Genomic DNA, 25,734 nt, shown 5'->3' on the forward strand with positions numbered 1-25,734 from the left:
TTCTAATTGCTTGAAAAAGATACGGCAGCCGCGTTTGGCTTCACCGCTTCTCTGCGCAGCGCGACGGCGGCTGTGCTGACTCCAAGTGCGATCAGCGCGATAAGCGCCAGCACAAATACATCATTCGAAGTTCCTGCTCCACCGAACAGCAGGTTCATCTCACCTTCAACCGCATAAGTGGCCGGCAAAACGTTGCCAAGGCCTGCATAGAAGTCCGAAAGCAGCTCGCGCGGCACCATCGCACCCGACGTAACGAGCTGTGCGGACAACATCAATGCATTGAACAGCATGCCGGCCATACCCAGCACAAACAAGAACATTTGAGCCACGAGCATAAACGTTAACACAAACAGCGCCTGGAACGCCCATTGTACGATAAACCCGTGCTCATGCTGGCCTCCAAGCGAGATCAGCAGCAGCGTACCGACTAACGAGACGATAACGGACGCAGCTGAATTAAGAATAACACGCGCCGCAAAACGTTTCCAACGTCCGATTCCGGCCTGCTTCATCATCATCGACGACTGTTCGAAATTCATCCCCATAATCATGGCGCCCACATAAGAAGCGAGCACCAGCATCAGCGGCACCATCTGGTTGTTCATTCCATTCACCGCGTTAAGCGAGTGAACTTCGGATACAACTCTCTCGCCGAGTCCTTGCGAAGCGGCGGATACCGTTGCGGCCGGCGCCTTGAGCCCTTCCAGCAGCGCCTTCGCGCCGGCGGAAGAAGCTTGTTTGTTCACCGCTTCGGAAATGCCCGATGCCGCCGAAGTCATCATGCTCTTAATGAGAGCGGGGTTGGACTCGTTGACGGTAAACTCCAGCTTGGCCTGCTCCGTCAGCGACGACGCTTTGCGGGTGAAATCGGCCGGAATGTGGAGCACAAGCTGCAGCTTTCGTTCGTTAAGCAGCTTTGTCCCTTCCTCCTGCGATCCGATGCTCACCAGACGGAACGGAAGATTGCCCGATAAGGAGTCCGCAACCGTCTGACCGAGCTGCCGATCCTCGTTGAAAATACCGACAGACAGCTCACCGGTCCGGTCGGTAACCCCTTTATAAGCGGTCATCCAAATACATGAGAAAATAACCTGAAACAGAATGGCCGTTACAATTCCGACGATCGTTGCAGGCTTTTTCAAAAAATCTCTAATAACCGAGCTCATACCCTCATCCTCCATTTTGTTAAACAATCGGTTACGGTACACCTGGTTTAACGTTAGTTTAAAATGACTTTTTTACATGACTGATTGAAATGATTGTTTTAAATAAACGTTTTAACCATCTGTTTAAAACGGTCGTTTAAATTATAGCGCACCCTTTCCATTTTGTAAATACTTCCAATTGGAGGTCCAAATTGCTCAAGAGGCATCCAAGCTGCGCGGGTCTCTCTCGACCGGACTCTCCCCGGCTAATAGATGCGTGCCTCTGGGCACGCCAAAAACCAAAAAAACCGTCAAGGTAGTTTTCACTACTCCTGACGGCCCTTGATCGGACTTTGACTGCCTGACTTACTCTATCGCTGTTAATTGAACGGACGCTAGCCGCCGGATACCGGACAGCATACCGTACACTAAATAATTAAACTGCTGACCGCAAAGCTTGTGCCGATGAAAACGAAGCACAGCAAAATGCCGACCGCGACGTTACCGGCCTGCAAATGCTCGGACAGCTTCAAACCCGGCGTCACCCATTCGAACACCCAATATGCGGCGACGAGACATACGTAACCGACCGCGAACCACAGCATCATATGCCAGATGGAGTTGTTCGTATATGCGGCGACGCCGAGCACAATAGCCGTTGCCAGAAACTTGCCTCCTATGGCAAGCCCAACGGCCGTATTGCCTTTTTTCAATTCATCCAAATCGTTGAACGGCGTCATCAAGCTGAAGACAACCATTCCAAGCAGCTGCAAAATAATAATAACAATGACGCTGATCAGCAGATCGACCGCAATCATGACGCCCACCCCCTGAATTTGGCATAAGCCATATCATAATTACTGTAGTCGTGCACTTCTTCCAAAATGACATTCGCTTTCTTCAGCGGCTTCAGCTTCGCATACCGCTCCTTATCGATCGGCTGCTTGATCGTCTGGCCGGAAGGAAGCGTAAGCACGGCAAATTCCCGTTCCTTCCCTTGATACGTCGTCTTGTAGACGCCGACCAGATCGATCTCCGTTTTCAGGCTCACCTTCAATTTGGCGATGTCCTGCTCTGCCGCCTGTTTCGTTCGATACGATTTAATCGGCTTCCACGAAGTAAGCCTTATGTCGTTGCGGTTATTGTCGGTAGTCTTCATGACGGCTTCCATATATTCAAGCGCCCATACTTTATCCCCGGTCCCATAGTTGTCGTCGTTCGGCAGCAGTTCATTGCCCGGAAGCAGCGTCATGTCTCCGCCGATCAAATCGCCGACCGTCCCCTCGACGAGACGGTAGTCCCACGGCACCGTACTGGGCGCTTGTTGCGGCTGGGCATTCGCATACGAAGAAGAACTTGCAGATGACGACGATGAACCGGACCAGGACACCGACGAGTTTTCCCATGATCGGGCATCGTTCGAACACGAATTCGCCATAATGCCGAAGATGAATACTGCAATCGCCCCGAAAATAATGAACGGTGCAATCCGGCCGGCTGGCGAATCCTGTTTCACCGGCCTTCTGCGGTTCCAATTATCCATTCACTTCACCCCCATCGCCACGAAATGGCTTGAATTTCCCGTTATCAGGCCGCCGGCGCGCCCAAGCAGACCGCAGCAACCCCCGTTCAAGACAAACATGCCGGTCAGTAAATGAAACTCCCCGTTTGCTAGCCGCACTTTGGCGAGCTCGGCCCGTTTCTGATAAACGAGAGGAAACATGCCGCTCGTGTCGTAACCGTGTTCATCCTTCTCCTCCAGCCGGCCGCCGGCATCGAACAGCGAGACGGAACCGCCTTCCCGGCCGAACATCGATTTGGAAACGAAGCTTCCGTCGAAGACGGCTTTGTTATAGGTGGGCAGCATATAACTTCGAATCGTCTCTCTTTCCTCGGCGGTGAAAACGAGCTGCAGTTCATACAGCCCCCAGATCAGCGCCTGAAGCCCTTTGGACTGCAGTATGATGGCATGCGGCGAATTGAACAGCTGCAGCCTGCCCGTTTCGATCGAATAGGCAAGCGCATCGCCTCCCTCGTCCACCGCCATCCACTCCTTCGGGTACAATGCGAACAACCGCCGGATTTCCCGGCCTTCTTTTCCCCGTAAAATGCCATGGTCCACCCACAGATCGAGGCAGTCCTCGCACCCGATGCCAAGACCGGAATGCTGCACGAGCATATCGATCGTCCCCGAATCTTCCAAATGTCCGCCGTATCCGACGCAGGCGGCACGATCCGGCCGCTCTTCCTCCCAAGCTTCGCGCACGAGCCGCTTCATTCCGATATTCGGGGACGGTATCCCGTATTGCTCGCACTGCCAAGGAGTGACGACCGAAGCCTCAACGTAACCGGTCGGCGTGTCCGCGTTCAATTCCAGCAGCTTGATGTCTCCGCCGTCCGACACGGCGAAGTCGAACCGCGCATAACGGCTGATCCGTCCTTCCGGAGGAATGGGCACCGTATCCAAACTGTTCCACAGCACCTCGGGAATTCCGATCATCGCGTATAGATCGCGCTTGCCCAAGGCAAAACGCGCCGCTTTGTCGAATATGCGCCACAGCCGTTCGGATGCCCGTTCCAGCTCGGTATAGACCTCTTTTGTCATGACAACGAGTTGATCCGTCCAGTACGGCTCCCCGTCCATATCGGCCCAGCCGAAGCCGAGCTTCCGCAGTTCTTCCACCCGCTGCTTCCGGTCCGGATGAGGAGTGCCGATAACTTGGAAAGCTCCGGAGCTCATCCTCCGAACCCTCCGGAGGAGTGGCTGGAGCCGGAAGAGGTAAACCCGCTGGAGCGGCCGCCGATTCCTCCCGGCGATGATGAAGTGGAGCGGCGAGTGATAGTGCCGGATGATTCGGATGTCTTAGGCCGGACGGCGGAGCCGACGACCGGCTTGTTCTGGAAAGCGTCCCGGCCGTAACTGCGCGGGGTATAGGCTGTCCCGCTTCTGGCATCGTAGGCGGAATGATTGTTATGCCAAGCGCCGGAAGAATAGGATCCTCCGCGATTGAAGATGAGATGGTACAGCATCAGATCATCCCAACCGAAGCCGGATGAAGTATGGACTATGGTCCCGCCCCCTCCGGAGCCTCCAGACCCTCCCGATGCCGCTCCCGCAGCGGATCCACCGCCAGCTTGCGTATCCTCCTGCGATTCTTCGTCCTCCGGCAGCGGAATGTTCCAATCAACGGACGGATCGAAGTACGCTTTCACTTCTTCCGAGGACCATTCGACCAGCACCGGGCCGGCTGCGGTGGTGGATGCTGCGGATGAGGCGGATGACGCGGTCGCTGCGGATGACGCGGATGACGCGGATGACGCGGTCGTTGCGGATGACGCCGCGCCTGGGTTGTCCGGTTCAGCCGCGGCCGGCTGAGGATCGCCTGCGGCGTAAAGCGCGTTGGCGAGCAGGGCAATTCCGAGGGAAGTGGACAGCACTCGCAGCGGCTTGCCCTCCGGTGTAAACAAACGGAGCTTTATAGGACCGTTCTTATTTTCTTCTGGGCTCATGGGAACGGATCCCTCCTCTTAAGTTCTTCATATCGGATTTCGGTTGCGCACGGCGACAACGAGCAGCTCGAACGTCTGACTGTCCACGTTAAGCCGCCCTTCCACTGTCTCGTATTCGCGGCCGCCAACGGTTAAATAGTTTACGTGATGAAGCGCAGCAATCATGTCCATCGTCCATTCGCGTTCGTCAATGCTGCGAAGCTCTCCCGTAGACTGCTTCTCGAGCAGATGAACGGTCATCCCTTTTTCCACATCAATACCTCCTCTTCCAGAAAAAGCTTACGTCAATGATACGTATCATACCGTCCGCATGTTTCACCGCCTGGCAAAAAACAAACCCGGGAAGGCGTGCGGCGTAAAGATTGAGGCGGTGGAGAGGCGCAAAAATCCGAGACGGCCCGGCAGTTCAGATGCCGCAGCGACGGAGGCTGCAGTAAACACCGTGACAGCGGGGCTTACGTACGCCCCAAGACACCGCGGATGCCCTACAATCCCCGACAAGAAGGGGAAACGCATTAAATCGGCCGCTGGCGCAAGCCGTTAATCGATGTTCCATAATAGAATTTTTTGAAAAAGATGCATCCGTGCATCTTTTTACTTTTTATTTATCGAACGTGTAAAAATTCCTGTAAAAATACATTTTTTTGCTAGTCCAATCTCATATTCAGTCAATAAAGCTTTAAATACCTGTAAATTCGCAGGTTTTCCCTCTCGACAAGCGATTTCGACCGATAAAAACTGCACATTTGCAGGTTTTGAGAGGCACTAGTTTGCGCGGACTGAAACCCGGGGCTTGCGGACTGAAGCGGGCTCCACCCAAGCAGAAAAAAACGGCGGGAAAAAGGCTTCCCGCCGCTGTTAAAAATCGATCAGTCCGACGCTGATTTGCAGCGCATCGTCGACGCTTCGCATCGTTTCGTCGTCCAAATGAGTAATTTTGTCTGTTAGGCGCTGCTTGTCTATGGTCCGTATTTGCTCGAGCAGAATGACCGAATCACGATCAAAACCATGGGCAGCCGCGTCGATCTCGACATGAGTCGGCAGCTTTGCTTTTTGAATCTGGGCGGTAATGGCTGCCACTATAACCGTCGGGCTGAAACGGTTGCCGATGTCGTTTTGCAGAACGAGAACCGGACGGACGCCTCCCTGCTCCGAACCTACTACCGGAGACAAGTCCGCGAAAAACACATCGCCGCGTTTTACGATCAAATGCTACACCCCGCTAACGAGACGGCCGAGCGCACGGTCGGCATCTTCCTCCGCATGAAAAGCTTCCGAGGCCATATTCAAGTTGATTTTTGCCATTTCCAGATACCCGCGCTGCATTAATTCCCGAATATGTCTTTTTTTGCGCTCAACAAGATACAGTTTCATCGCCTGGCGTATAAATTCACTTCGGTTCGAGTTCTCCTTGGCGACAATGCCGTCCACTTCTTTCAATAAATGGTCCGGTAAACTGATCATGATTCTTTTGGTATTCTGCATATTGGCCACCAAACCCGCACCTCCAAAACTTTTCCATTAACACTGTTACCAGTATGGCATTAATATTCCTGCGCTATACCCCAACCTAGCTTATGACTGCCCGCAAATGAATATGCAAGCCGGCATTTGCTTCTAATTGCTGTATTAACTATTCGCGGCATACGACAGAATTCCTTCCATCTTTCCGCAAAAAATGACGATCTAAAAATTAATCTGTCTCCCTGCCGAGCGGATTAGACACTTCGACAACCGCACCGCCGCGCAAATAGACGCGCGGAACGCGCGAAGCGATCATGCACGTTACCTCGTAGTTGATCGTGCCCAGCTTGGCGGCGACTTCCTCGGCCGTAATGCGCTCCGTTCCCTGCGTCCCGATCAGCACCGCTTCCTCCCCCGGCTGGACCGGGTTTCCCGGCAAATCCGCGGCGTCCAGCCCGACCATGCATTGATCCATGCAGATCGTTCCTCTGACAGGCACCCGCCGTCCGCGGATGAGCGCTTCCGCCGATCCCGTCAACATCCGGCTGAAGCCGTCGGCATATCCGACAGGAAGCGTGCCGATTCTCTCTTCGGAAGCGGCAACGTAACGGGTTCCGTAGCTGATTCCCCAGCCAGGGGGCACCGTCTTGACCATCACAACCTCGGTCTTGAGCGACAGGACGGGCTGCAAATCGATCCGCGAACGGTTCACTTCCGCAGACGGATACAAGCCGTACATCCCGATGCCGAGCCGCAGCATACCGCCTCCCCATTCCGGCGTATCGATGCCGGCTGCAGTGTTTGCGCTGTGAATAAGCGGTATCGGAAGATCGTTGGAGCGCACATACCGGGCGATGCCGTCGAATCGGTCGAACTGCAGCTGCGTATACGTTTTGTCCGCTTCATCCGCTTTTGCAAAATGGGTGAATAACCCTTCCACGTCCAGCTGCGGCACCTTCAGAGCGCGTTCCAGAAACCGCTCCGCTTCTCCTCCGGCACGCTTGCCGAGTCTACCCATTCCCGTGTCGACCTTGATATGAACCTTTAGACGCTTGCCGACCGCCGGAAGTTGCGCCGCCGCTTCCAAAATATCTTCGCGGAACAGCGCAAGCGTCACGTCGTGCCGACGCGCAAGCTCCAACCCTTCCGCCGGCACGTAACCGAGCACCAGAATCGGTGTGCCGATTCCGGAGCGCCGCAGCTCAAGCGCTTCGTCCAGAAAGGCAACGCCCAAATAATCGGCGCCGCAAGCTTCCGCTACGCGGGCCGTTTGGACGGCACCGTGACCATACGCATTCGCTTTGACCGATGCCATCAGCTTCATCGAATCCGGAACGGCATCGCGAAAAGCCTTCATATTGGCCGCTAACGCGTCAAGGGAAATCTCTGCCCTGGTGGGGCGGTAATAGACGTCCAAGTAAGTCACCTTCTTCTCTTCCCTGTAAAAACGCGGTGAAAAAGAAGTGCGCTGACGCGGTAAAGTGTAAAACATTCGGGGGCAGCAGCTTTTCGAGGTCGTCCCCGCCGCACAGCGGCCGCTTTGATCCATCCGCGCCTTATAAATTCAATGCTTTTAATGTTATACGTTGCTGCCGGCACTGTCAATGAAGAGAAGCACCTTCCGCTCTGGCACCTAATGGAAAAAAGGCATCCGTCCGGCACCCGGACGAACGCCTCCAGTATCAAGCTTGGAGCTTCACTTGGTCATCTCTTCCATAACAGACTGCGCGACGGCGATCATTTCCTGATCCGGCATATCTCCGCTTGTCAGGCGGTATTCCGTACCCTGGTAAGTCCAAGTAAGCGTATGCTGCTCATCCCCGCTCAGCAGGCCAAGCGTGTAGCCGAGGTCAACCATCGTGCCGTCGACGATAGAAGCCGCGTTATCCATCGGCTGCGTTTCGATCAACGAATAATTGTACGTTCCTTCATAGCGAAGCATGACACCCGCGTTGCCGCCGAACACAATTTCGTTCATATCTTTCAGCGCAACGCCTTCCGGCAGGTAGGACGGCTCCATCGCCACGAACGCTCCCGGCGCGCTCGTCTCGATCCCGGCCGCCGTATCCTGCGCTTCTTCGTCCGGGGAAGCGTTGTCTCCGCTATTTCCCGATGCGCCGTCCGCTTCGGTGCCGGCGTCGGAATCGTCGCCTGCGGCGTTTGTACCGGCGTTGGTATCGTCGCTTGACGCGTCTGCACCCGCATTCTGACCGTCCTCTGCAGCGTTCTCGCTGCCGCTGTCGTCACCCGGCGCAATCGTGCCGTTGTCGCTTGCGGCTGGATCGCCGTCTTCGGAATCGGCGGCTGACGACTGGCCGCTTGCGGCATTGCCGCTTTCCGTGTCGCCCGCGCTTCCGGTATCATCGGCCGTTCCGCCGCTGCCGATATCATCGGCGCTTCCGCTGCTGCCCGCCGCATTATCCGGCGCAGCGATGCCGTCGCTCTCCGGAATGGCCGTTGTCGGCTGTTCGTTTTCCGTGCCGCCGGCAGGGGTTTTCAGATTCGCCTGCGTGTCGAAGACGCTTTTGTCAAACTTTGGGTTGAAATCGAACTTGTCGAACTTCACGTCGACCATAACGGCCGCGTTGGAGTCGCTCACTTCCACCTGCCTCGGCGCGTAATCCGACTTGCTGAGCCAAATTTTTTGCCGCGCAAGCGACGCGTTGGTGTAATTGGCCATCACATCGAACACATAGCTGTCTTTATCGACCGCGAACTGGCGCGAATTATCGAGCAGAATGCTCTGCAGCAGCGTCTGGTACAAATAGACCTGGCCTTGATTTTCCGGCCAGTCGCTCTGGAAGCGGAACACTTTGTTCAGCTTCGGCGTCAGCACGAACACCCCTTCGTCGTTGCGCAGCACAATTTGGGTGATATCCTTTTTCTCGTTCGTTAACGCAATCCGGTAGTAACTCGGCTTCTGAAATTTGATATCCACTTTGTATTCCAGCGGCTGCTCGCCGGTATGAAGCGTCATGACTCCGCTTCCCTGATAGCTTTCCGTCTTGTCAGCGACCTTGCCGAGCTCCTTCACGACCGAACCTGCGTCCTTGGTGCCGCATCCGGCCAACACCATCGATATGCACGCAATGATGGCCGCGATCCAAGTGATGCGACGCATGAAATCATCCCCTCTGCACAATGTTTTTCCAGGCTGATAACATGTCTATGTGGGAACTTGGCCGATTATGCAGACTGGCTCCGGCTTGGCCGAGGGGGTAGCGAAATTTATCCTTGCCTGGCATCGGCCAATGGAAAATAAAGCTTATTTGCCCCGGTTTTTCGCGCGCGATTTACCTGAAACCAACATACCATGGACTTGATATGCCGTTACTTCCAACGTGAAGTTATCGAAAAAAGAGCCTGCTGCGACCGGAATCTTCAGTCGCGGCAGGCTCCTTGCATGTTATGAAGTTACGTTTACATCCTGATAATACGCGGTGCCGCCGAATACGTTCACTCCGAAATAACCTTGGCTGAACGTCGAATCGTTGAGATCGATGACAGGATTCGGATTATCGTCCACATAAACCTTCATGTTCGTTCCGCTGGTCACGATTTTAACATGGTACGTTTTGCCGGCCTGAATCATAATCGGAATGTTCGCCAGCATCTGGCTGTCGGTAAAGCTGCCGTTCAGTTTATAGAACAGGCGTATCGCTTTCAAATTCGGATCGACGTTCAAATAATAGCCGCTGGAGCCGTCCGCCGATGCCCGGTAAATCATCGAACCGGCGCCGCCGGCAGTGTCCAGCTTCACATCCGCTTCATACGTAAAGTTGCTGCCGGTAACTTGCGACATATAGTTGCTGTCTTTGTCGAACGTGCCGGCGATGCCGTCCGCCGTCACCGCCCACCGGCCGTTCGGAACCGGAGCGAACCCGGTCAGATTGGTGCGGAACGAGCCGACACGGACGATCGTCGACCCGACGATTCCCCCGTCCTGCGTCGTCGCCGTAATGACCGCAAGTCCAGGAGCGACCGCCGTTACGTCGGCACTGCGGGCATCGGCGCTTGCCACGGAAGCGACCGCCGTATTGCTGGAGCTCCAGGTGACCGTTTTGTTTGACGCCGTACGGGGAAGAACCATCGAGTACAGCCGCTGCACCGCCCCTGGCGCAAGCTCGAGGCTGCTTTGGCCCATGACGACCTTTTGCGGCGAGGAGCCTGAAACCGGTCCCTGATTCCATACGTTAGACATCGAATAAACGGTGAGCGAAACGACTTTCACATCGCCTCCCGTCGCATAGAAACTCATGCCGTCGCGGGCCGCATCCGGGAAAATCACGTCCGAGATGACGGCTTTCCCGTCGTTGCCGAACGCCTCCACCGACGCTTCGTCTACAAAAATGCGCATTTTCACCCGTCCCGACTCCGGCGCCAGCGCCGCTTCCTGCCGGGGCAGGAACTGCTCCGTGAAATTATCCACGCCCGCATCGGTCCGGTCCACGAACATTTTGGCGGTGCTCACGTTATAGCCGACTACCGTCTTCTGATCGCCGAGCTCCCGCAGCCTGAAGCCGAATTCAGTCGCCGGGTTCGAAGCAGGCAGCTCCAGCTCCGCCTCGATTTCATACGCGGTGCCGGACAGCGACGATAGCAGATTGGCGCTTGACGGGGAAACGGTTACATCGTTCCAGACGTTGGCCCCCTGATGCAGTGTCTGCAGCTCGGCGATCGGCATTTCGGTCAGCCGCACCCCTTGTCCCGCTACCGTTTTCAGCGACAACACGCGCGGTACCGACATTTGCCCTTTCCAAGGCGAGGTCGGGAAGCTGAACGGATAATTCCAGTTGGACATCCACCCGATCGAGATGCGCCGTCCGTCGGCTGCGGGAATGCCGTCAAATGTCATGGCGGCGTACATATCAGCTCCCGACTCGCTCCGCAGCACCGTAGCAGCCGGATTATCGCTTGTGAACGTCGTGCCGTCGAAGCTGCCGACGAAGTACTCCGAGCTGGAGCCGTTCGTCTGGGGCACGGCGCCGGTGCTGATGATGAGCACCCATTTCTTGTTGCCGGTATCTCCATCGACAGGAAGCTGGAACAAATCCGGACATTCCCAAACCCCGCCGTGCAAATAATCGCCGTATCCGAACGAGCTGGCAAACGTCCACGTCAGCAGGTTGGTGGAAGTGTAGAAGCGGATATGGTCCCCGCCGGAGATAACCATGATCCATTTGGAGTGGTCCGCATCCCATACGACCTTCGGATCGCGGAAGTCCCACCCTCCGTCGGCGCCGGGATTCGGAACGACCGGATTGCCGCTGTAAAGCTGCCATGTCCGTCCGCTGTCCGTGCTGTAGGCGGCCCCGACTTTCTGATTCCCGTTCGGCTTGTCGGGATTGTAGGAGGTGAAATAAGCGATCAGCCCCGATCCCCCGTTGAACAAGCCGGACACATCGTGCTCGTCGACAACGGCGGATCCGGTCCATGTATGGCCCATGTCATTGAAGGGCAGAGCTATTGGCAAGCGCTTCCAATGAACCAAATCGGTACTGACCGCATGCGCCCATCGGCCGGCATCCTGGTGAAAAAAGTGATATTCGCCGTTGAAATAAACGAGTCCGTTCGGATCGCTCGCATAGCTGCGCTGCTGCGTATAATGATACTGCGGACGGTACATTTCATTGTCATATTCGCTCAGCGCGGTAACGTACACATTTTGAAAATAAGCGGTACCGTTGTAAGCGTTCAGGCCGACTGCTCCGCTCGTATAGGCCGTATCGGCAGCCGATATGACCGGTGTCGCATATCCGTCCAAGTAGACGACGATTTGCGAGCCTTTGGCGACGATTTCCACGTGATACGGTTTGCCGGGCGTAATCGTCTTGCTCGCGGAGGCGATGGTTCGTCCGCCATTAATATCGAACAGCCGCACCTGCCCCTGAGTCGGGTCGATGTTGAACACATAACCGGCCGTAGCGCCCGCATTGCTGCGAAACACAAGCGCCGCCGTGCCTTGAGGCGTTGCGGCATCGACCGTCAAAATGCCTTCCAGCACAAAATCGGAAGCGGTATTCAGCGACATCCGGAACGTATCGTTCGCGCCGGTGCTGGCCGCTTTAATCCCCTTCAAATCGGGCTTCCACGTTCCTCCCGCAGCGGTCCAGCCCTGCAAATTCGTATCCAGGCTGCTGATCGTCATATTTTGAAACAGCACCGTGCCGTTATAAACGCCAAGTCCGGCATAACCGCCCGCGTAGGACGTATCCGTTACGCTGATGACCGGATCGTAGCCCTTTGCATTCAAATAGCTGGGCTGCCAGTAAACCTTGATGGACGAGCCTTCGGCTTTTACCTTAAAATGATACGCCGCGCCGGAGACGATCGGCACGGTTTTCGTGCCCAACGTCACATTGCCGTTCGTCTTGTAAAGCCGCAGCTGCTGCGAATTGGGATCGACCTGCAAGGCGTAGGCATTCGTTCCGGCTGCGTCGGAACGGAACAGCAGCGTACCGATGGCATACGTATCCTGCACAAGGATGTCCGCCTCATAGGTGAAGTTGTCCGCCTGCGTCGCCGACATCGCATACCCGTTCTGATTCGCGGGCGCCGTCCCCTTCCAGCCGACCGAAGTCGGAGTCCAGTCCGCTCCGGCCGTTGTCCATCCCGTCAAATTCGTTTTGATTTCATACACGTAAACATGCTGAAAAAACGCCTTGCCGTTATAAACATGAAAGCCGGTGCTGCCGCTTGCGTATTTGTTGTCGTTTGCCGAAATCGCCAATTGATTATTGAAATAGACGTTGATTGCCGGCCCGTCCGCCGTAATTTTCAGATGATAAAACGTCCCGGGCTGCAGCGCGGTTTGGTAAGGCTGGCCAATTGTGGAACCGGTTGCATAATCGAACAGTCGCACGCTGTCCTGATTCGGATCCAGACTGAGCACATACCCTTTGGAACCGCTCTCATTTGCACGAAACACAAGCGAACCGACACCGTAAGCAGTCGATGCGTCCACTTTTACATCCGCTTCGTACACAAAGTTCGTCCCGGCAGTCGTCGTCGACATATAAAACGCGTTTTGATCCGCCGCGCTTTCCCCCTTCAGCCCGTCTCCCTGCTGGATGCTCCAGCTTCCCGACATCGGGGTGCCGCTGGGCGTATTGGTCTGGAAATCCGGGTTGTAAGCATGCACGATACCAGGCAAAATCGATGAGGCCATGATGAACAAACTTAAGATCAAACCTGTCTTGCTTGACCAAAAACTTCTTCGTTTCATTCAGACACTCTCCTCATTTTGGGTGTAAGCGCTTACTATTTGAAAAAGAGAGCTGAGCGGACAATTTGATCTTCCGACCGCTGCAGCAGCCGTATTGTTTCAATTGTATAAGCCCCTAACAGGGCTACAATCGGTCTAAACGTAAGCTTCCGAAGCGGCTTTCGTTCAGAAAGCCTTTAGGCGAGTGCTCCGCTTTACGCAGATTCAAATGGTCCGCTCCGCTTTCCTATTTCCGAGGGTGAACAAACAAAGGCTGCGCAAAAATCCCGCTTGCCGGTTGAACTATAATCAACAGCTCTATTTATTCTCAAACTTGGGGCAAGAGCTTGGCTCCTAATCGAACTGGGCGGCTTGGAATCGACATGAGCGGACACAGAAGCCGTTATCTCCCGCTTATCACTCATTTTTTGCCTAGAAGCGGACTATGGGAGCTTGTCGATTAACTGTTCATAACTTCGGAAATCTGCGGGAGACCACAAAATGTATGCGAAAAATCATACATAATGAGTGCCACACACACCGAATCAATCGATTCTAATCGAAAATTCATATACAAAACGTGATTTGAGCCCTGATTCTGTATATGTATCCGAAAAATCATATACATTCTCTGCATGTGTCCGTTCACATTAAAACGGTCCACAATGAATCGACAGCCTCTATGGATCCGTTAATGGCGATGAATCCTCACAAATTGGCTTTATCAATGAACGAATAACGGCTTCTCTGTCCGCGAATGTTGCAGATGAGCGATTACAGCAGAAAATAACGGCCTGACGGTCCATCCGCCGGCCTAACACCACTGTCCCCACACTACTGTCCAGCAACTGCTATTCTTCTCTGGTTCACCCTGTATGTTTTCGTCAAGCATTGATTTCGGTATTGGACCCATTTTTTGCTGAAATGCAGCGGGAATCCTTTACGCCCCACAACTGTAAGCGCAATCAAAATAGTCTTTAATATTTGGACTCCAAATCTTATAAAAGATTTGAAGAAGATATAATTTGGAAGCGATGACGATCCGCTTGATCAAACTCACACGCTGCGGGCTTCTGCCCATCTCGGCAAGCGAGGCTTTCGCGCAGCGAATCCTTTTGCCTTTTCCCGGTTCAGGCAGCGCAGCCGCGTCTGCTGCCCTCCCCGTAGAAAAAGGCAAGCGGAGCGCGCGGGTTTGAATCTGGAGAAGCGGTAGCGTTCGCTTAAAGGCTTTCTGCAAGAAAGCCGCTTCGGAAGCATACGCTTGTCCACGGATTCATCTGCCAATTCAGATGAATCCGTGGACGGTGGCGATCGGAAGATCAAACCCGCGCGAGGAGCGGCTCCTTTTCACCAAGATCAAACCCGCGCGCGCAGCGGATCCTTTTCAACATGCACTTTTTCCTACCCCTTAATTCCCGACATTGTAATCCCTTGAATATAATAGCGCTGCAGGAACAGGAACAAGAGGAGAATCGGGATCGTCGACAGCGTGCTGGCCGCCAAAATTTTGGACCAGTCCGTCCCTTCCATCGAGGAGAAGGAAGCGATCGCGACCTGGATCATCTGTCTTTTGCTGTCGTTAATGACGATGAGCGGCCACAGGTACGAATCCCAGTTGCCGAGGAACGTCATCAGTCCGAGCGTGATCAGCGCCGGGACGGCTGCGGGCATGATGATGCTGACGAAGGTGCGTGCCGTCGTGGCGCCGTCGATTTTGGCCGCCTCCATAATTTCGTTCGGAATTTCCGCGAAAAACTGGCGGAGCAGAAAGATGCCGAAAACCGATAACACCGACGGCACGATCAGCGCCATGTACGAGTTCAGCCAGCCGAGGTCGTGCATGAGCAAATAGTTCGGCACAAGCGTTACTTCCGCCGGAATAATCATCGCCGACATGAACATCGCAAACAGAATGGTTTTACCGCGGAAACGAAGCTTGGCAAACGCAAACGCCGCCATTGAGTTGACGATCAACACGAAGGCCGTAACGATTGAAGCGACGAGCAGCGTGTTTCCGATAAACCGCATGAACGGGTTTTTATCGTCAACGATCACCTCTTTGTAGTTGGCAAAGGTGAATTCAACCGGAACGAACAGATGAAGATTAAGACTGGACGAATATTTAAACAGCTCCTGATACGGGCGCAAAGATCCGGAGATCATCCACAAAATCGGAACGATGGAAATGAGCGCGATCAGCACCAGCACAGCCAGCCTTGATACCGAAACAACCGTTTTCACTGCTGATACCCCCTAGTACTCCACGTCATTTTTAAACAGTCTCATTTGAATCAGCGAGATGACAAGCACGATGCCAAACAGAATGAACGCGGCTGCGGTCGCATACCCCATCTGCATTTGCTGGAAGGCGAGCTTGTAAATATAGAACACGACCGTTTCCGTCGAGCCATTCGGACCGCCGTTGGTCAAGACGAATACGAGGCCGGACAGCTTGATTGCGTCAATCGTCGTAATGATGACGACGAACGCCATCGTCCGGTTGAGCAGCGGCAGCGTAATTTTGAAAAATTGCTGGATTTTCGATGCCCCGTCCACCCGCGACGCTTCATACAAGTCGTTCGGAATGTTGTTCAGCCCCGCCAGAAAAATAATCATGAAAAATCCGGCCGCTTTCCAAATGCCGAGCGTGATAACGCCGTACATCGCCGTTTCGGGATTGGACAGAAAGTTGGTGAGCGGCAGATGAAGCGATTTCAATACGTTGTTGAGAATGCCGAACTCTTTGTTATAGATCAGTTTGAAAACGACGGCCGCCACCGCAGTGGAGACGACGACCGGGATAAATAACAGGGTCCGAAACAAGCCGGATGACCGGCCTGGCTTCTGGATCAGCATCGCCATCCCGAGCGCGATGCTCGTTTGAATCGGGATAACGACGATTGCGAAGAAAAACGAATTTTTCAAACTGCTCAAAAACGATTGGTCCTTGAGCAGCCCCAAGTAGTTGTCGAGACCGACAAAGCTTTTCGTTGCGCTGACCAGCGAATAGTTTTGGAAGCTGATGATGAACGCCTGCACCATCGGGTAAAAAACGAACACGAGCAGCAGAAGCACGGCCGGGAGCACGAACCAAAGGGCGGTCAGCTGCTCCTTCCTGAGGCTGCGGTCTGCCTTTCTTTTGCCGGCAGCGATTGTTTTCGCGCCGTTCAGCACTGTATTGGCCATGTCAATCCATCTCCAATTAACCGAATTAATTGCTTAAGGCTTAAAAACGAACACATTCAGCACGGCGGATACCGCCCCGTCCGGAGTGGACGCTTTAATCTCGACGCTGCCTTCCTTTTTGCCGGTTACAACCGCCCCGTTCTCTCCTTCGGCGCGAACCTCCGCCACCGACGCATCGCTCGATTCCCACGTCAGCTGCTGCGGGGAAATAAGCGGCTCAACGGCCGTTCGGATTGCACCCGTACCGTTCAGCGGCACATCGAGACTGTATTTGTCGAGAACGATGCGCAGCGGCTTGCTGCTGCTTGGATCTTCATTCCGCCAAACCGGACGCATCGGATAAAAATCGGCGCGATTCAGCGTAATTCCGTCGCCCGCCGCGAACAATTCCAGCCCGTTGCTCGTCGCTGCCGGGAATATAAGACTGGTCAGAACGGCTTTCCCGTCATTGCCGAACACTTCGAGCGTGGACTCGTCCACGAATATGCGCAGCTTGATCTTGCCGTCTTCCGGCTTCAGCGGAGCGGCAAACGACTCCGCGAATCCTTTCTCAAACGAGGCTTCGCCGGATTTCGACCGGTCGACCGTCAGCTCGGCCGCTTTCGGATCGTAGCGGACGACCGTTTCCTGGCCTTCGCCGGTTCTGAGCTTGATGCCGAACTGCGACTGAGAAGCGACCGTAAATTCGGTATCCAGCTCGTAGGAATTTCCTTTCAGGCTGCTCAGCAAATTGCTGCCAGGCGCCACGTTCTGGCCGGTTACCGATACGGCGCTGCCCCGGAGCGATTCCAGCTCCTTGACCGGCTGCTGGAAGAGGCGGATCCCTTCTCCGGGAACGTCCTTCAGCGTCAATGCGCGCGGAACCGACATGTTTCCTTTCCACGGCTCCGTCGGCATCGAGAACGGATAGCGCCAGTTCGACATCCACCCGAGCCATATCCGGCGGCCGTCGCCTGCGGGAATATCCGAATACGAAATCGCGGCGTAGAAATCCTTGGCGTAATCGGTCCAGAGCACATTGGAAGGCTCGTTCTCGTTCGTAAACGTTTTGCCGTCGAAGCTGCCGATGAAATATTGGGCCGTCGAGCCTTTCGTCTGCTCGTTGTTGCCGATGCTGACGGTGAGCACCCACTTCTTCTGGTCCGTGCCTTCCACCGGAAGCTCGAACAGATCGGGGCATTCCCAGACGGCGGCATGCGAGCCTTGGCCAGAGCCGAATTCGCCCGTTTGCTCCCATGTCTTCAAATCTTTCGAGCTGTAAAACAGCACCTTGTTGTCGGCCGAAACGACCATCACCCACGACTTGGACGGCTCATGCCAGATCACTTTCGGATCGCGGAAATCTTTCAGGCCGGGATTCGGGATGACCGGATTGCCTTCGTATTTCGTCCAGGTGCGCCCTTTATCCGAGCTGTAAGCGATGCTCTGCGACTGGGTTCCGTTCTGGAAATGGGTGAAGATGGCGACGAGTCCCGCCTTGCCTCCGAAGAAGCCGCTCGTATCGTTCTTGTCCACGACGGCGCTTCCCGACCAGATTTCGCCGAGCGGGTCGCGGACGAGCGCGACCGGCAGATGTGTCCAGTGCAGCAGATCGGTGCTGACCGCATGCCCCCATTGGCCGCTGTTTTGATAAAACTGGTGATACTCTCCTTCAAAATAGACCATTCCGTTCGGGTCGCTCATATTGCCGCTTTCCGGCGATAAATGATACTGCGGACGGTACAGCTCTGTGTAATAGTTCGGGTCGGTACTGTACTGGAAAGCGGGCGGCTTCTGCTGATTCTGTTCCTCTGCCGTCTTCTCTTCCCCGATCTTGCAGCCTTGCAGGGCAGCGGTCACGAGCGGCAGAAGCAGCAGCAGAGAAAGCGGTTTGCGTTTCCCGTACCTCATGGCAGCATCCCGCTCAGCTTCCAAATTTGCAGCGATTGCAGCTGAGCGGAGCCTCCGTCAGCAGAAATTTGGAGCCGGGCTTCCGCCCCGCCCGGGTAAATGCGGTTGCTCAGCACCTTCCGCCCATCACCGGCGAACAGCTCAATCGACGATTGATCGATGAATAGTTGAAGCTTGAGCCGCCCGGCATCAATCCCCGCCACGCTTGCCGTGCAGACCCCTGTATCCCCGGCGCCCGAGCGGTCGCGGTCGACAGATAAGGTGTGCGCATTTGCGTCATACCGGATGACCGTTTCTTCCGCCTCGTCCTCGGAGGTGATCCATTTCAGCTCGATCCGCTCGGGGCGATCTCCCGTCAGATCGAACTCCGCGATGACCTCGAGGCTGCTGCCGCCGGGAAGATCCGGCAGAAATGCTTTTCCGCTCTCAAGGACGACATTTTCGTATGAGCGCCCGTCTTCCCGCAGCGTCTCCAGCTCCGGAACCGGTACCGAGGCAACGGACCCTTCCGGCGTCAGCACAAGCTGCCTCGGAATTGTCATGGCGCCGTACCAGCCGCGCCGCGCCGCAATCATTTTTGAGCCCCACATATCCATCCAGCCGATGACGATTCTTCTGCCGTCCGCATCCTCTAAAGTCTGGGCCGCGTAAAAATCGAAGCCCTCGTCCAGCTTCTCGCACGTTTCCGGCGTGAATACGCCGCTCTCGTAATCCATCTCGCCGACCATAACCAAATTTTTCGTACCCGGCATGTTCATCGGCGAAATGATCAGCACATGCTTGCCGCCGAGCGGAAACAGGTCGGGACATTCCCACATGTCGCCCTGTGTGCCGTCGCTTTCGGCCGCCACGCCGACGTACTGCCAGTCCGTCAGCTCGCGGGCGCGGTACAGCAGCGCTCGGCCCTTGCCGTCTTTGCCGGAACCGACGACCATATACCACCAGTCGCCATGCTTCCACACCTTCGGGTCGCGGAAGCCGAACAGGCCGCTCTCCGGCGGGCCGGCCACGACCGGGTTGCCGGCATGCTTCTCAAACGTAACGCCGTCTTCGCTTACAGCCATGCACTGCACTTCGACCGGGTCTCTGCCGTCCACATGACCGGTATAAAACAGCACCAGCTTGCCGTCGTGCTCGACCGCACTGCCGGACCAGCATCCATGCCCGTTTTGCTCCCCGCGGTCGTAATCTTCCGAAGGAGCAAGCGCAACCGGCAGATGCTGCCAACGGACCAGGTCTTTGCTCTTCGCATGGCCCCAGTACATCGGCCCCCATTGGTCGGCGTACGGATAATGCTGGTAGAAGAGGTGATACTCGCCTTTATAATGAATGAGCCCGTTCGGATCGTTCATCCAGTTTGCCGGGGGCATAAAGTGGTAGTGGAGCCGGTATTGTTCCTTGGCCGCTTCCTTCGCTTGCGCGGCTACCGTCTCGCTTGCCTGCTGAATTCGTTCACGGTGTTCCAATTGATTCATGATGTTCTGCTCCCCCATCTCTAATATGGCTGATTTCATTGTAACGAAGCCCCTCTCAAAAATATTTCAATATTCTCAGATGAAGACTTTAAATCTTATTGCAGCCTTAAGTTGTACAATTGTTTGCGCGCACGCCAAAAAGACCCCGGGAAGCCGCACTGTGCCTCGCCGGGGCCTCTTGCTATTGACGCTCGTTATGCCGTTCCGCTCGTTGCCATCAGTTCGTCCCGGTATTCTTTCGGGCTCTTGCCGTAATATTTTTTGAACGACGTGCTGAAATAGCTCGAGCTGGAATAACCGACCAGCGTCGCGATATCCGTCAGCTTTAATTCATATTCTTCCAGCAGCCGCCTCGCTTTATGCATCCGCTGCTTCGTCACGTATTCACTGAACGTAATGCCGGCATTTTGCTTGAACAGCCCGGACAAATACGTTTCATTGATATGAAACATCTCCGCGAGCGAAGCGAGGGTCAGATCGTAAGTGTAATTGTCGTCCACATATTTGCGCACGGCGGCAGCCATATGCTGCCCGTTGGAAAACCGGGTTCTCTTCACCTCGTTCATCACGAGCTGCGCCAGCTCCTGAAGCTGCTCCAGCACCTGCTCCCGCGACCTGCCGTCGCGGACGGTCATTTGCGTATTCCACAAATACGTCTGCAGCGACGAATCGCCGAGCTCAAATTTTTTGGCGACCGCCATGAACAACAGAATAACGCGCAGGGCGAGAAACGTAAAAGCGAACATCGGCGTATCCTGATCGGCCGGGAATATCTGGTGCAGCTGACGGGTGAAAGCTTTCATATCCACATTTTCAATCGCCAGCGTCAGCTTGCGCTCGGATTCCGGCGAAAACGTATCGCTCATGTCCGCAATGCTCTCGCTGCCGCTGCGCTTGATGTGATGGATCGTGCTTTGGCTCCACGACCAAAGGGCTGAAGCGTACCCGTTCTTCAGCTGTCTTAATCCGGTGACCGGTTCGCCGATTCCGATGACGCTCTCCAGCTGCAGGAAACGGTTCATGTTGCGCTTCAGCTCTTGCGCGAAAGCGTCGGCCGGTTCGTGCCGGACTCCTTCATCACCGTTCACGTTAACTAAGAAAAACATCATCGAAGGATAATTGACGTCGTAAAAAGGGTAAACCTGCTTCCACCGGTCGGCCGTTTCCCGGCACAGCATTTGAAAGGCGAGCTGCAGCAAATCTTTGCGGCCGTTCCAGTCGCTGAGCCTCCCTGCCATTACCCGCATTTCGACGGCCGCAAACTGCGCCTGCAAATCGTCAACCGCAAGCGGCGTCAATTGCAGCTGCTGCAGCCGCTCTTTCAGCGCGGCCATGCTGAAGGTTTCCTCCTTCACAAGCTGCAAAATCGTTTGCTCCTGCAGCATTTGCAGCTGCCGCGTTTTCGCATGCTGCTCCAGCTGCGCCTCCATCGACTGCAGCCGCTCCGCTTTCAGCTCGTCGGCCAATTTCGCAAGAAGAGCCTGCAGCTCGCTGCGTACGACGGGCTTCAGCAGGTAATCTTTGACGCCTGATTGAATGGCCGCCTTCAAATATTCGAAATCGGAGTAGCCCGACAGAACGATCGTCCGCAGGTGCGGATACCTTTGTTTGCACTCGCGAATGAAGGCGATCCCGTCCATCTGCGGCATCCGGATATCGGTAATGACCAGATCCGGGTTCTCCCCCAAGTCCAATGCGTCAAGCGCCTCTTTTCCGTTCGAAGCTTCCACCGCGATCTCGAATCCGGCCGCTTCCCAGTCCATCTTCGCCTTAATGCTGTTCCGAACGCCGGCCTCATCGTCTACAAGCATGATTTTGTACATCATTTCATCTCCTTATGAGCGGAAGCTGCAGCGTGATTTCCGTTCCTTTGTCAGGCTCCGAGTTCAAAATCAGTTGAAAACGGCTCCCGTAGCTTAACCGGCACCTCGACAGCACATTGCGAAGACCGATGCTGTTGCCCTCGCTGCTGAGTATGTCCGTCACGTCGCTTTGCCGGGTTTCCGCCATCAAATCCGCCGTTAAACCGGGAGACATGCCGATTCCGTTATCTTTCACCGACAGCAGCAGCCGCTCCTCTTCCACCCGGGAAGCGATCGTCACTTCGGCCACGGCGCCTTTCTCCAAACTGTATTTGACCGCATTCTCGACCAACGGCTGAAGAATGAATTTCGAGATGAACAGTCCGTCCGCCGCCGGATCTTCCTCCATGTTCACGATCAGCCGGTCCTCGTGACGCAGCTTCAGAATGAACAAATAATCGCGTATATAATCCAGTTCCTCGCTCACTTTGACCCGGTCGGTATGGAGATTGAGCGAATAACGCATCATTTTCCCGAGCGCCTCGGTCGCATCCATCACGAGGTCGCCCCGCTTCAGCGCGGCCAGACCGCTGATGATCTCGAGCGAATTGTTGAAAAAGTGCGGGTTGATCTGCAGCAGCAGCGCTTTGTACTCCGCATTTTTGCGCCGCAGATTCGCTTCGAATTCGGTTTGAATCAAATATTTGAGCCGGTGAACCATCTGTTCGAAAAATCCGGTCACGTAACCGACTTCGCTGTGCCCCGATCGCGCCTTGGGCATCAGCTTCAGCGCCCGCTCGAACTCCCCGTTTTTGACGTGCCGCATTGCCTTTGCCATTGCGCTGAGCGGCTTCGTGATGCCGGCGGACAGCCAGAACGCGACGGCGATGACGAGCAGCAGCAGCAGGAAGCTGACGAGCAGCATCGTTTGGCGGGTGCGGCTTATTTGTTCATAGAGCTCCCCTTCGGGAACTTCCCCGAGAATGACCCAATCCTGCAGGGGCAGCTTCCGGTAAAAGAGCAAATAGTCTTCCCGGTTTTGCCGGATCGAAAAAAATCCGCTCTCATCTAACTTTGGTTGCGCATTTAATTGCGTCAGTCCGCTCTGCAGCACACCCCTTTGCCCGCCAAGATCCTGATTCAGCACGCTGCTGCCGTTTGCGGTAAGGAGAAATACTTTTCCGGTACTTCCGATGCGGATTTTGTCGATCGCCCCCTGCAGCAGGCTCGTATCGTAATTGATTTTCACCAGCCCGACCGTCTTTAACGATTGAAGCTGCACGAGCGGCAAAATGAAGCTGTTGATCGTATGGGTGCGCATGCTTTCATCGGCCTGGTCGCTGTCGAGATGGGCTTCCGTCCACCGCCGGTCCTCGGCTTTGAACTGCTTGTACCATTTGCTGTCGACGTAGCTCCGGTCCTGGGTCCAGATGCCGCCGGCATCGTCGGTGAACACGCTCATCGATATGCCGTTCGAATTGTTGACGGCGTAAGATGAAAAATATTCGCGCAGCCTCTGCTTCGCCAGAAGCAGCTCCCCCACCCTGCTGTCTTTATTCATATGAACCGTCAGCCAGTCCTGCGTCACCCGGTTGCTCATCACCTGAGTGCCGACGTCCTCCACCTGCGTGAGCAGCGTCGAGACGTGGGATGCGAATTGATCGACGGTCTGCGACGTCGACGTTTCGATCGATTGCTGAATCAGCTTCGCGGACTGTTCGCTGAGCAAATAGACAAGGGCGACAAACGGGATAATGAGCAGAATGGAGAACGCCAGCATGAGCCGGCTGCGTAACGAGTAAAACATAGCTGTGCCTCCCGATGTCGCGATACTTCAAAACACCACACTTTAATGATGTCTCACTTCACAAAAAATGTAAAGTGGAAACGGATACATAAACGGGGAGAAACGAGCAGCAAAGAGGCGGCCCGTTAAGGGCACGCCTCTAATGCTTTAAGCGAAAACGGTTATTTGGCCGGCAGATCGCTGTAAGCCTTGTCGATCTTCTGGATCGCATCCGTAACCGCGGCGTCGATGTTCCGCTTGCCGATGGTCACTTCCTCGAACAATTTATTGACCGCCTCGGACATTTGCGGGAAGATCGGCGTAATCGGACGCGAGCGTCCGAATTTTTGATCCTGTACGACAAAGATGTTTTTCGGATATTCGTTCAGCTCCGGGAATTCCTTCGCAGCGGAATAGCGGACCGGAATGTCCTTCGTGATGCCGACATACGTTTTTTGCCCTTCGGCACTCGTTACCCAGTTCACGAACTTCCACGCTTCGTCCGGATTTTTGCTTTTGGCCGAGATTCCGAGCGCCCAGCTTCCGTTGGCGACGGCTTGGCGGGTTCCTTTTGGCAGCGGCGCAATATCGTAGTCGACTCCCAACTTGAAATTCGGGAATTTTTCGGTCAGGTACGAGAGCGACCACGAGCCGTCAACCGTAATGCCCAGCTTGCCGTTCGGGAACGGATCCGGCGGATACTCGAGCGCCGATACTTTCTCTGTGTTGTACAGATCGGAGAAGAACTGCAGCGCCTTCTTCGTTTCAGGCGAATCCAGGTAGCCCTTCGAAGTCGTTCCATCCGGGCTCATCACTTCGCCGCCGAACTGCCAAACGATCGGGTATTTAAAGTAAGCCGTTGCACCAGCATTATTGAATCCTTGCGCAGGGTCGATGCCGAAGATGCCTTTGCCCGGATCATTGATTTTTTTGGCAGCGTCAAGCACTTGATCCCATGTCCACGGCTCTTCCGGATTTTTCGACGGAAGCGGAATGCCTTTCTCTTCAAACAGCTTTTTGTTGTAAAACAACGCGATCGACGATTCGGTCAGCGGCGACATGTAGATTTCTTTATTGTAAGTGTACGTATTGATCGTCGATTCCGGAATGTCCTGCAAATCGCCGTCCGCCTGGAAGTAAGACGTCAGCGGCTTAAGCGCTCCGGCGTGGGCGTAAGAGGCCATGTTCGGCGCGTCGATCGCCATAATGTCGGGCGGATTGCCGGAAGCGATCGACGTTCTCAGCTTGGTGTCATAGTCCGAATAAGGGATCGGGCTCATCTCGACTTTAATGTTCGGATATTTCTCCATGAACGAAGCGACCAGCTTGTCGTAAGCCGAGTTTTCCGCGTCGTTGCCGGAGTTCCGCCAGAAGGTCAGGGTCACCTTTTTCTCGGCCTTTTCTCCGCTTGCGCCCTCCGTCCCGCCTGACGCACCCGAATTGTTACCGTTTCCAGAACATCCGGCCAAAAGGCCGCCGACCAACGCAAGGCTGACAAACATCTTTGTTTTATTTTGCAACTGCTTTACCCCTCTCTGTCATCAATCTAGAAGCTTCATGTCTGTATCTTAACAAACTTCATCACGGGAGAAATTCATTATTCTCTGATTCCTGCTTTAAAAATGTTCGGGATCGGTTTCCGCTTCCCTTCTATAAATATAATACTTTTGTAAGAAATCCGTTAGTTCCCCGTAAGAGAGAACCGTTACTGTTTGACATGTGGAAAATATCATTCGAACAGGAGCGTGGAATGGATGAACAAATGGAAAAAAACAGCAGGCGTAACGGTGTTATCAATGGCTCTCGGGTTTCCGGCCGCCGTCTCGGCCGCAGGCATGTCCGCTGGCAGCATGACCGGCAAAGAAATGACGATGCAAGACATGACCATGAAGGACATGACGATGAAGGACATGACGATGAAGGACATGTCTGCAAGCGACAAGTATAAAGGCGCCTCCATGATGACGTTGAACGGCATGAGCTACGTTTCTCTCCGTCAGGTCGCTATGAATTTAGGATATACGGTCATGTGGGACCCGATGGATAAATCGGTCACGCTTTCCTGTACGGTCAAGGCGAAAGAGATGATGGACAAAAAATATACGATCAAGCTGATGGCAGGCAGCACAAAAATATGGGTGAACGGCAAGGAAATGATGCTGAATGCCGCGCCGATGGAGAAAATGGGCACAACGTATGTGTCGAAAGGATTCGTTGAAATTTATCTCGTGAAGATGATGTCGATGATGTCCAAGTAATCGGCCGAAGCGGC

The 25,734-nt window shown here is 54.6% G+C and carries 19 protein-coding genes; 1 reads left to right on the plus strand and 18 read right to left on the minus strand.

What is annotated here, in order from left to right; all coding sequences use genetic code 11:
- Positions 1 to 2 precede the first annotated feature (2 nt).
- From VN24_RS03580 to VN24_RS03670, 18 genes are all read right to left on the minus strand, one after another.
- Positions 3 to 1,166: a YhgE/Pip domain-containing protein gene (locus VN24_RS03580; RefSeq protein WP_045669296.1), complete on the minus strand. Its 1,164-nt coding sequence runs from the start codon at positions 1,164 to 1,166 to the stop codon at positions 3 to 5.
- 407 nt (positions 1,167 to 1,573) lie between these two features.
- Positions 1,574 to 1,963 carry a DUF350 domain-containing protein gene (locus tag VN24_RS03585; protein ID WP_045669297.1) on the minus strand — a complete coding sequence of 130 codons (390 nt, stop codon included), beginning with the start codon at positions 1,961 to 1,963 and terminating at the stop codon, positions 1,574 to 1,576.
- A complete protein-coding gene (locus VN24_RS03590) occupies positions 1,960 to 2,688 on the minus strand; it encodes a hypothetical protein (protein ID WP_045669298.1) in 729 nt (242 codons plus the stop codon). Before VN24_RS03590 ends, VN24_RS03585 begins: the two co-directional genes overlap by 4 nt.
- A complete protein-coding gene (locus VN24_RS03595; RefSeq protein WP_045669299.1) occupies positions 2,689 to 3,885 on the minus strand; it encodes a glutathionylspermidine synthase family protein in 1,197 nt (398 codons plus the stop codon).
- Positions 3,882 to 4,655 carry a hypothetical protein gene (locus VN24_RS03600; RefSeq protein ID WP_045669300.1) on the minus strand — a complete coding sequence of 258 codons (774 nt, stop codon included), beginning with the start codon at positions 4,653 to 4,655 and terminating at the stop codon, positions 3,882 to 3,884. The genes VN24_RS03595 and VN24_RS03600 overlap by 4 nt, the downstream gene beginning before the upstream one ends.
- 27 nt (positions 4,656 to 4,682) lie before the next feature.
- A complete protein-coding gene (locus VN24_RS03605) occupies positions 4,683 to 4,907 on the minus strand; it encodes a hypothetical protein (protein WP_052702765.1) in 225 nt (74 codons plus the stop codon).
- Between the two features lie 606 nt (positions 4,908 to 5,513).
- A complete protein-coding gene (locus tag VN24_RS03610; RefSeq protein WP_045669301.1) occupies positions 5,514 to 5,864 on the minus strand; it encodes a type II toxin-antitoxin system PemK/MazF family toxin in 351 nt (116 codons plus the stop codon).
- A 3-nt stretch (positions 5,865 to 5,867) separates the two neighbouring features.
- Complete coding sequence (locus VN24_RS03615; protein ID WP_045672928.1) at positions 5,868 to 6,149, minus strand: CopG family ribbon-helix-helix protein; 282 nt, start codon at positions 6,147 to 6,149, stop codon at positions 5,868 to 5,870.
- A 199-nt stretch (positions 6,150 to 6,348) separates the two neighbouring features.
- The gene (gene alr / locus VN24_RS03620; RefSeq protein ID WP_148505336.1) at positions 6,349 to 7,536 is read right to left on the minus strand and encodes an alanine racemase; all 1,188 of its coding nucleotides are present in this window, start codon (positions 7,534 to 7,536) and stop codon (positions 6,349 to 6,351) included.
- Positions 7,537 to 7,815: 279 nt separating this feature from the next.
- On the minus strand, positions 7,816 to 9,240 hold the full coding sequence (locus tag VN24_RS03625) for a DUF4367 domain-containing protein (RefSeq protein ID WP_045669302.1): 1,425 nt from the start codon (positions 9,238 to 9,240) through the stop codon (positions 7,816 to 7,818).
- Positions 9,241 to 9,525: 285 nt separating this feature from the next.
- Positions 9,526 to 13,344, minus strand: a complete 3,819-nt coding sequence (locus VN24_RS03630) for a GH32 C-terminal domain-containing protein (protein ID WP_052702766.1) — start codon at positions 13,342 to 13,344, stop codon at positions 9,526 to 9,528.
- Positions 13,345 to 14,724: 1,380 nt separating this feature from the next.
- Positions 14,725 to 15,564: a carbohydrate ABC transporter permease gene (locus VN24_RS03640; RefSeq protein ID WP_045669304.1), complete on the minus strand. Its 840-nt coding sequence runs from the start codon at positions 15,562 to 15,564 to the stop codon at positions 14,725 to 14,727.
- A 12-nt stretch (positions 15,565 to 15,576) separates the two neighbouring features.
- Positions 15,577 to 16,509 (minus strand): carbohydrate ABC transporter permease, encoded by a 933-nt coding sequence (locus VN24_RS03645; RefSeq protein WP_082083601.1) that lies wholly within the window; start codon positions 16,507 to 16,509, stop codon positions 15,577 to 15,579.
- Positions 16,510 to 16,542: 33 nt separating this feature from the next.
- Positions 16,543 to 18,399 carry a GH32 C-terminal domain-containing protein gene (locus VN24_RS03650; protein WP_045669305.1) on the minus strand — a complete coding sequence of 619 codons (1,857 nt, stop codon included), beginning with the start codon at positions 18,397 to 18,399 and terminating at the stop codon, positions 16,543 to 16,545.
- A complete protein-coding gene (locus tag VN24_RS03655) occupies positions 18,396 to 19,874 on the minus strand; it encodes a glycoside hydrolase family 32 protein (RefSeq protein ID WP_045669306.1) in 1,479 nt (492 codons plus the stop codon). Before VN24_RS03655 ends, VN24_RS03650 begins: the two co-directional genes overlap by 4 nt.
- A 194-nt stretch (positions 19,875 to 20,068) precedes the next feature.
- Positions 20,069 to 21,697 (minus strand): response regulator transcription factor, encoded by a 1,629-nt coding sequence (locus VN24_RS03660; protein ID WP_045669307.1) that lies wholly within the window; start codon positions 21,695 to 21,697, stop codon positions 20,069 to 20,071.
- A 4-nt stretch (positions 21,698 to 21,701) separates the two neighbouring features.
- Positions 21,702 to 23,483, minus strand: coding sequence for a cache domain-containing sensor histidine kinase (locus VN24_RS03665; protein WP_045669308.1), 1,782 nt, complete (start codon positions 23,481 to 23,483; stop codon positions 21,702 to 21,704).
- Positions 23,484 to 23,644: 161 nt separating this feature from the next.
- On the minus strand, positions 23,645 to 24,982 hold the full coding sequence (locus VN24_RS03670; protein WP_238590819.1) for an ABC transporter substrate-binding protein: 1,338 nt from the start codon (positions 24,980 to 24,982) through the stop codon (positions 23,645 to 23,647).
- Between the two features lie 234 nt (positions 24,983 to 25,216).
- On the opposite strand from VN24_RS03670, the gene VN24_RS03675 reads away from it, so the two are divergent.
- A complete protein-coding gene (locus VN24_RS03675) occupies positions 25,217 to 25,720 on the plus strand; it encodes a copper amine oxidase N-terminal domain-containing protein (protein ID WP_045669309.1) in 504 nt (167 codons plus the stop codon).
- Positions 25,721 to 25,734: the final 14 nt, after the last annotated feature.

This window comes from Paenibacillus beijingensis, from assembly GCF_000961095.1.
GTDB lineage: Bacteria > Bacillota > Bacilli > Paenibacillales > Paenibacillaceae > Paenibacillus_O > Paenibacillus_O beijingensis.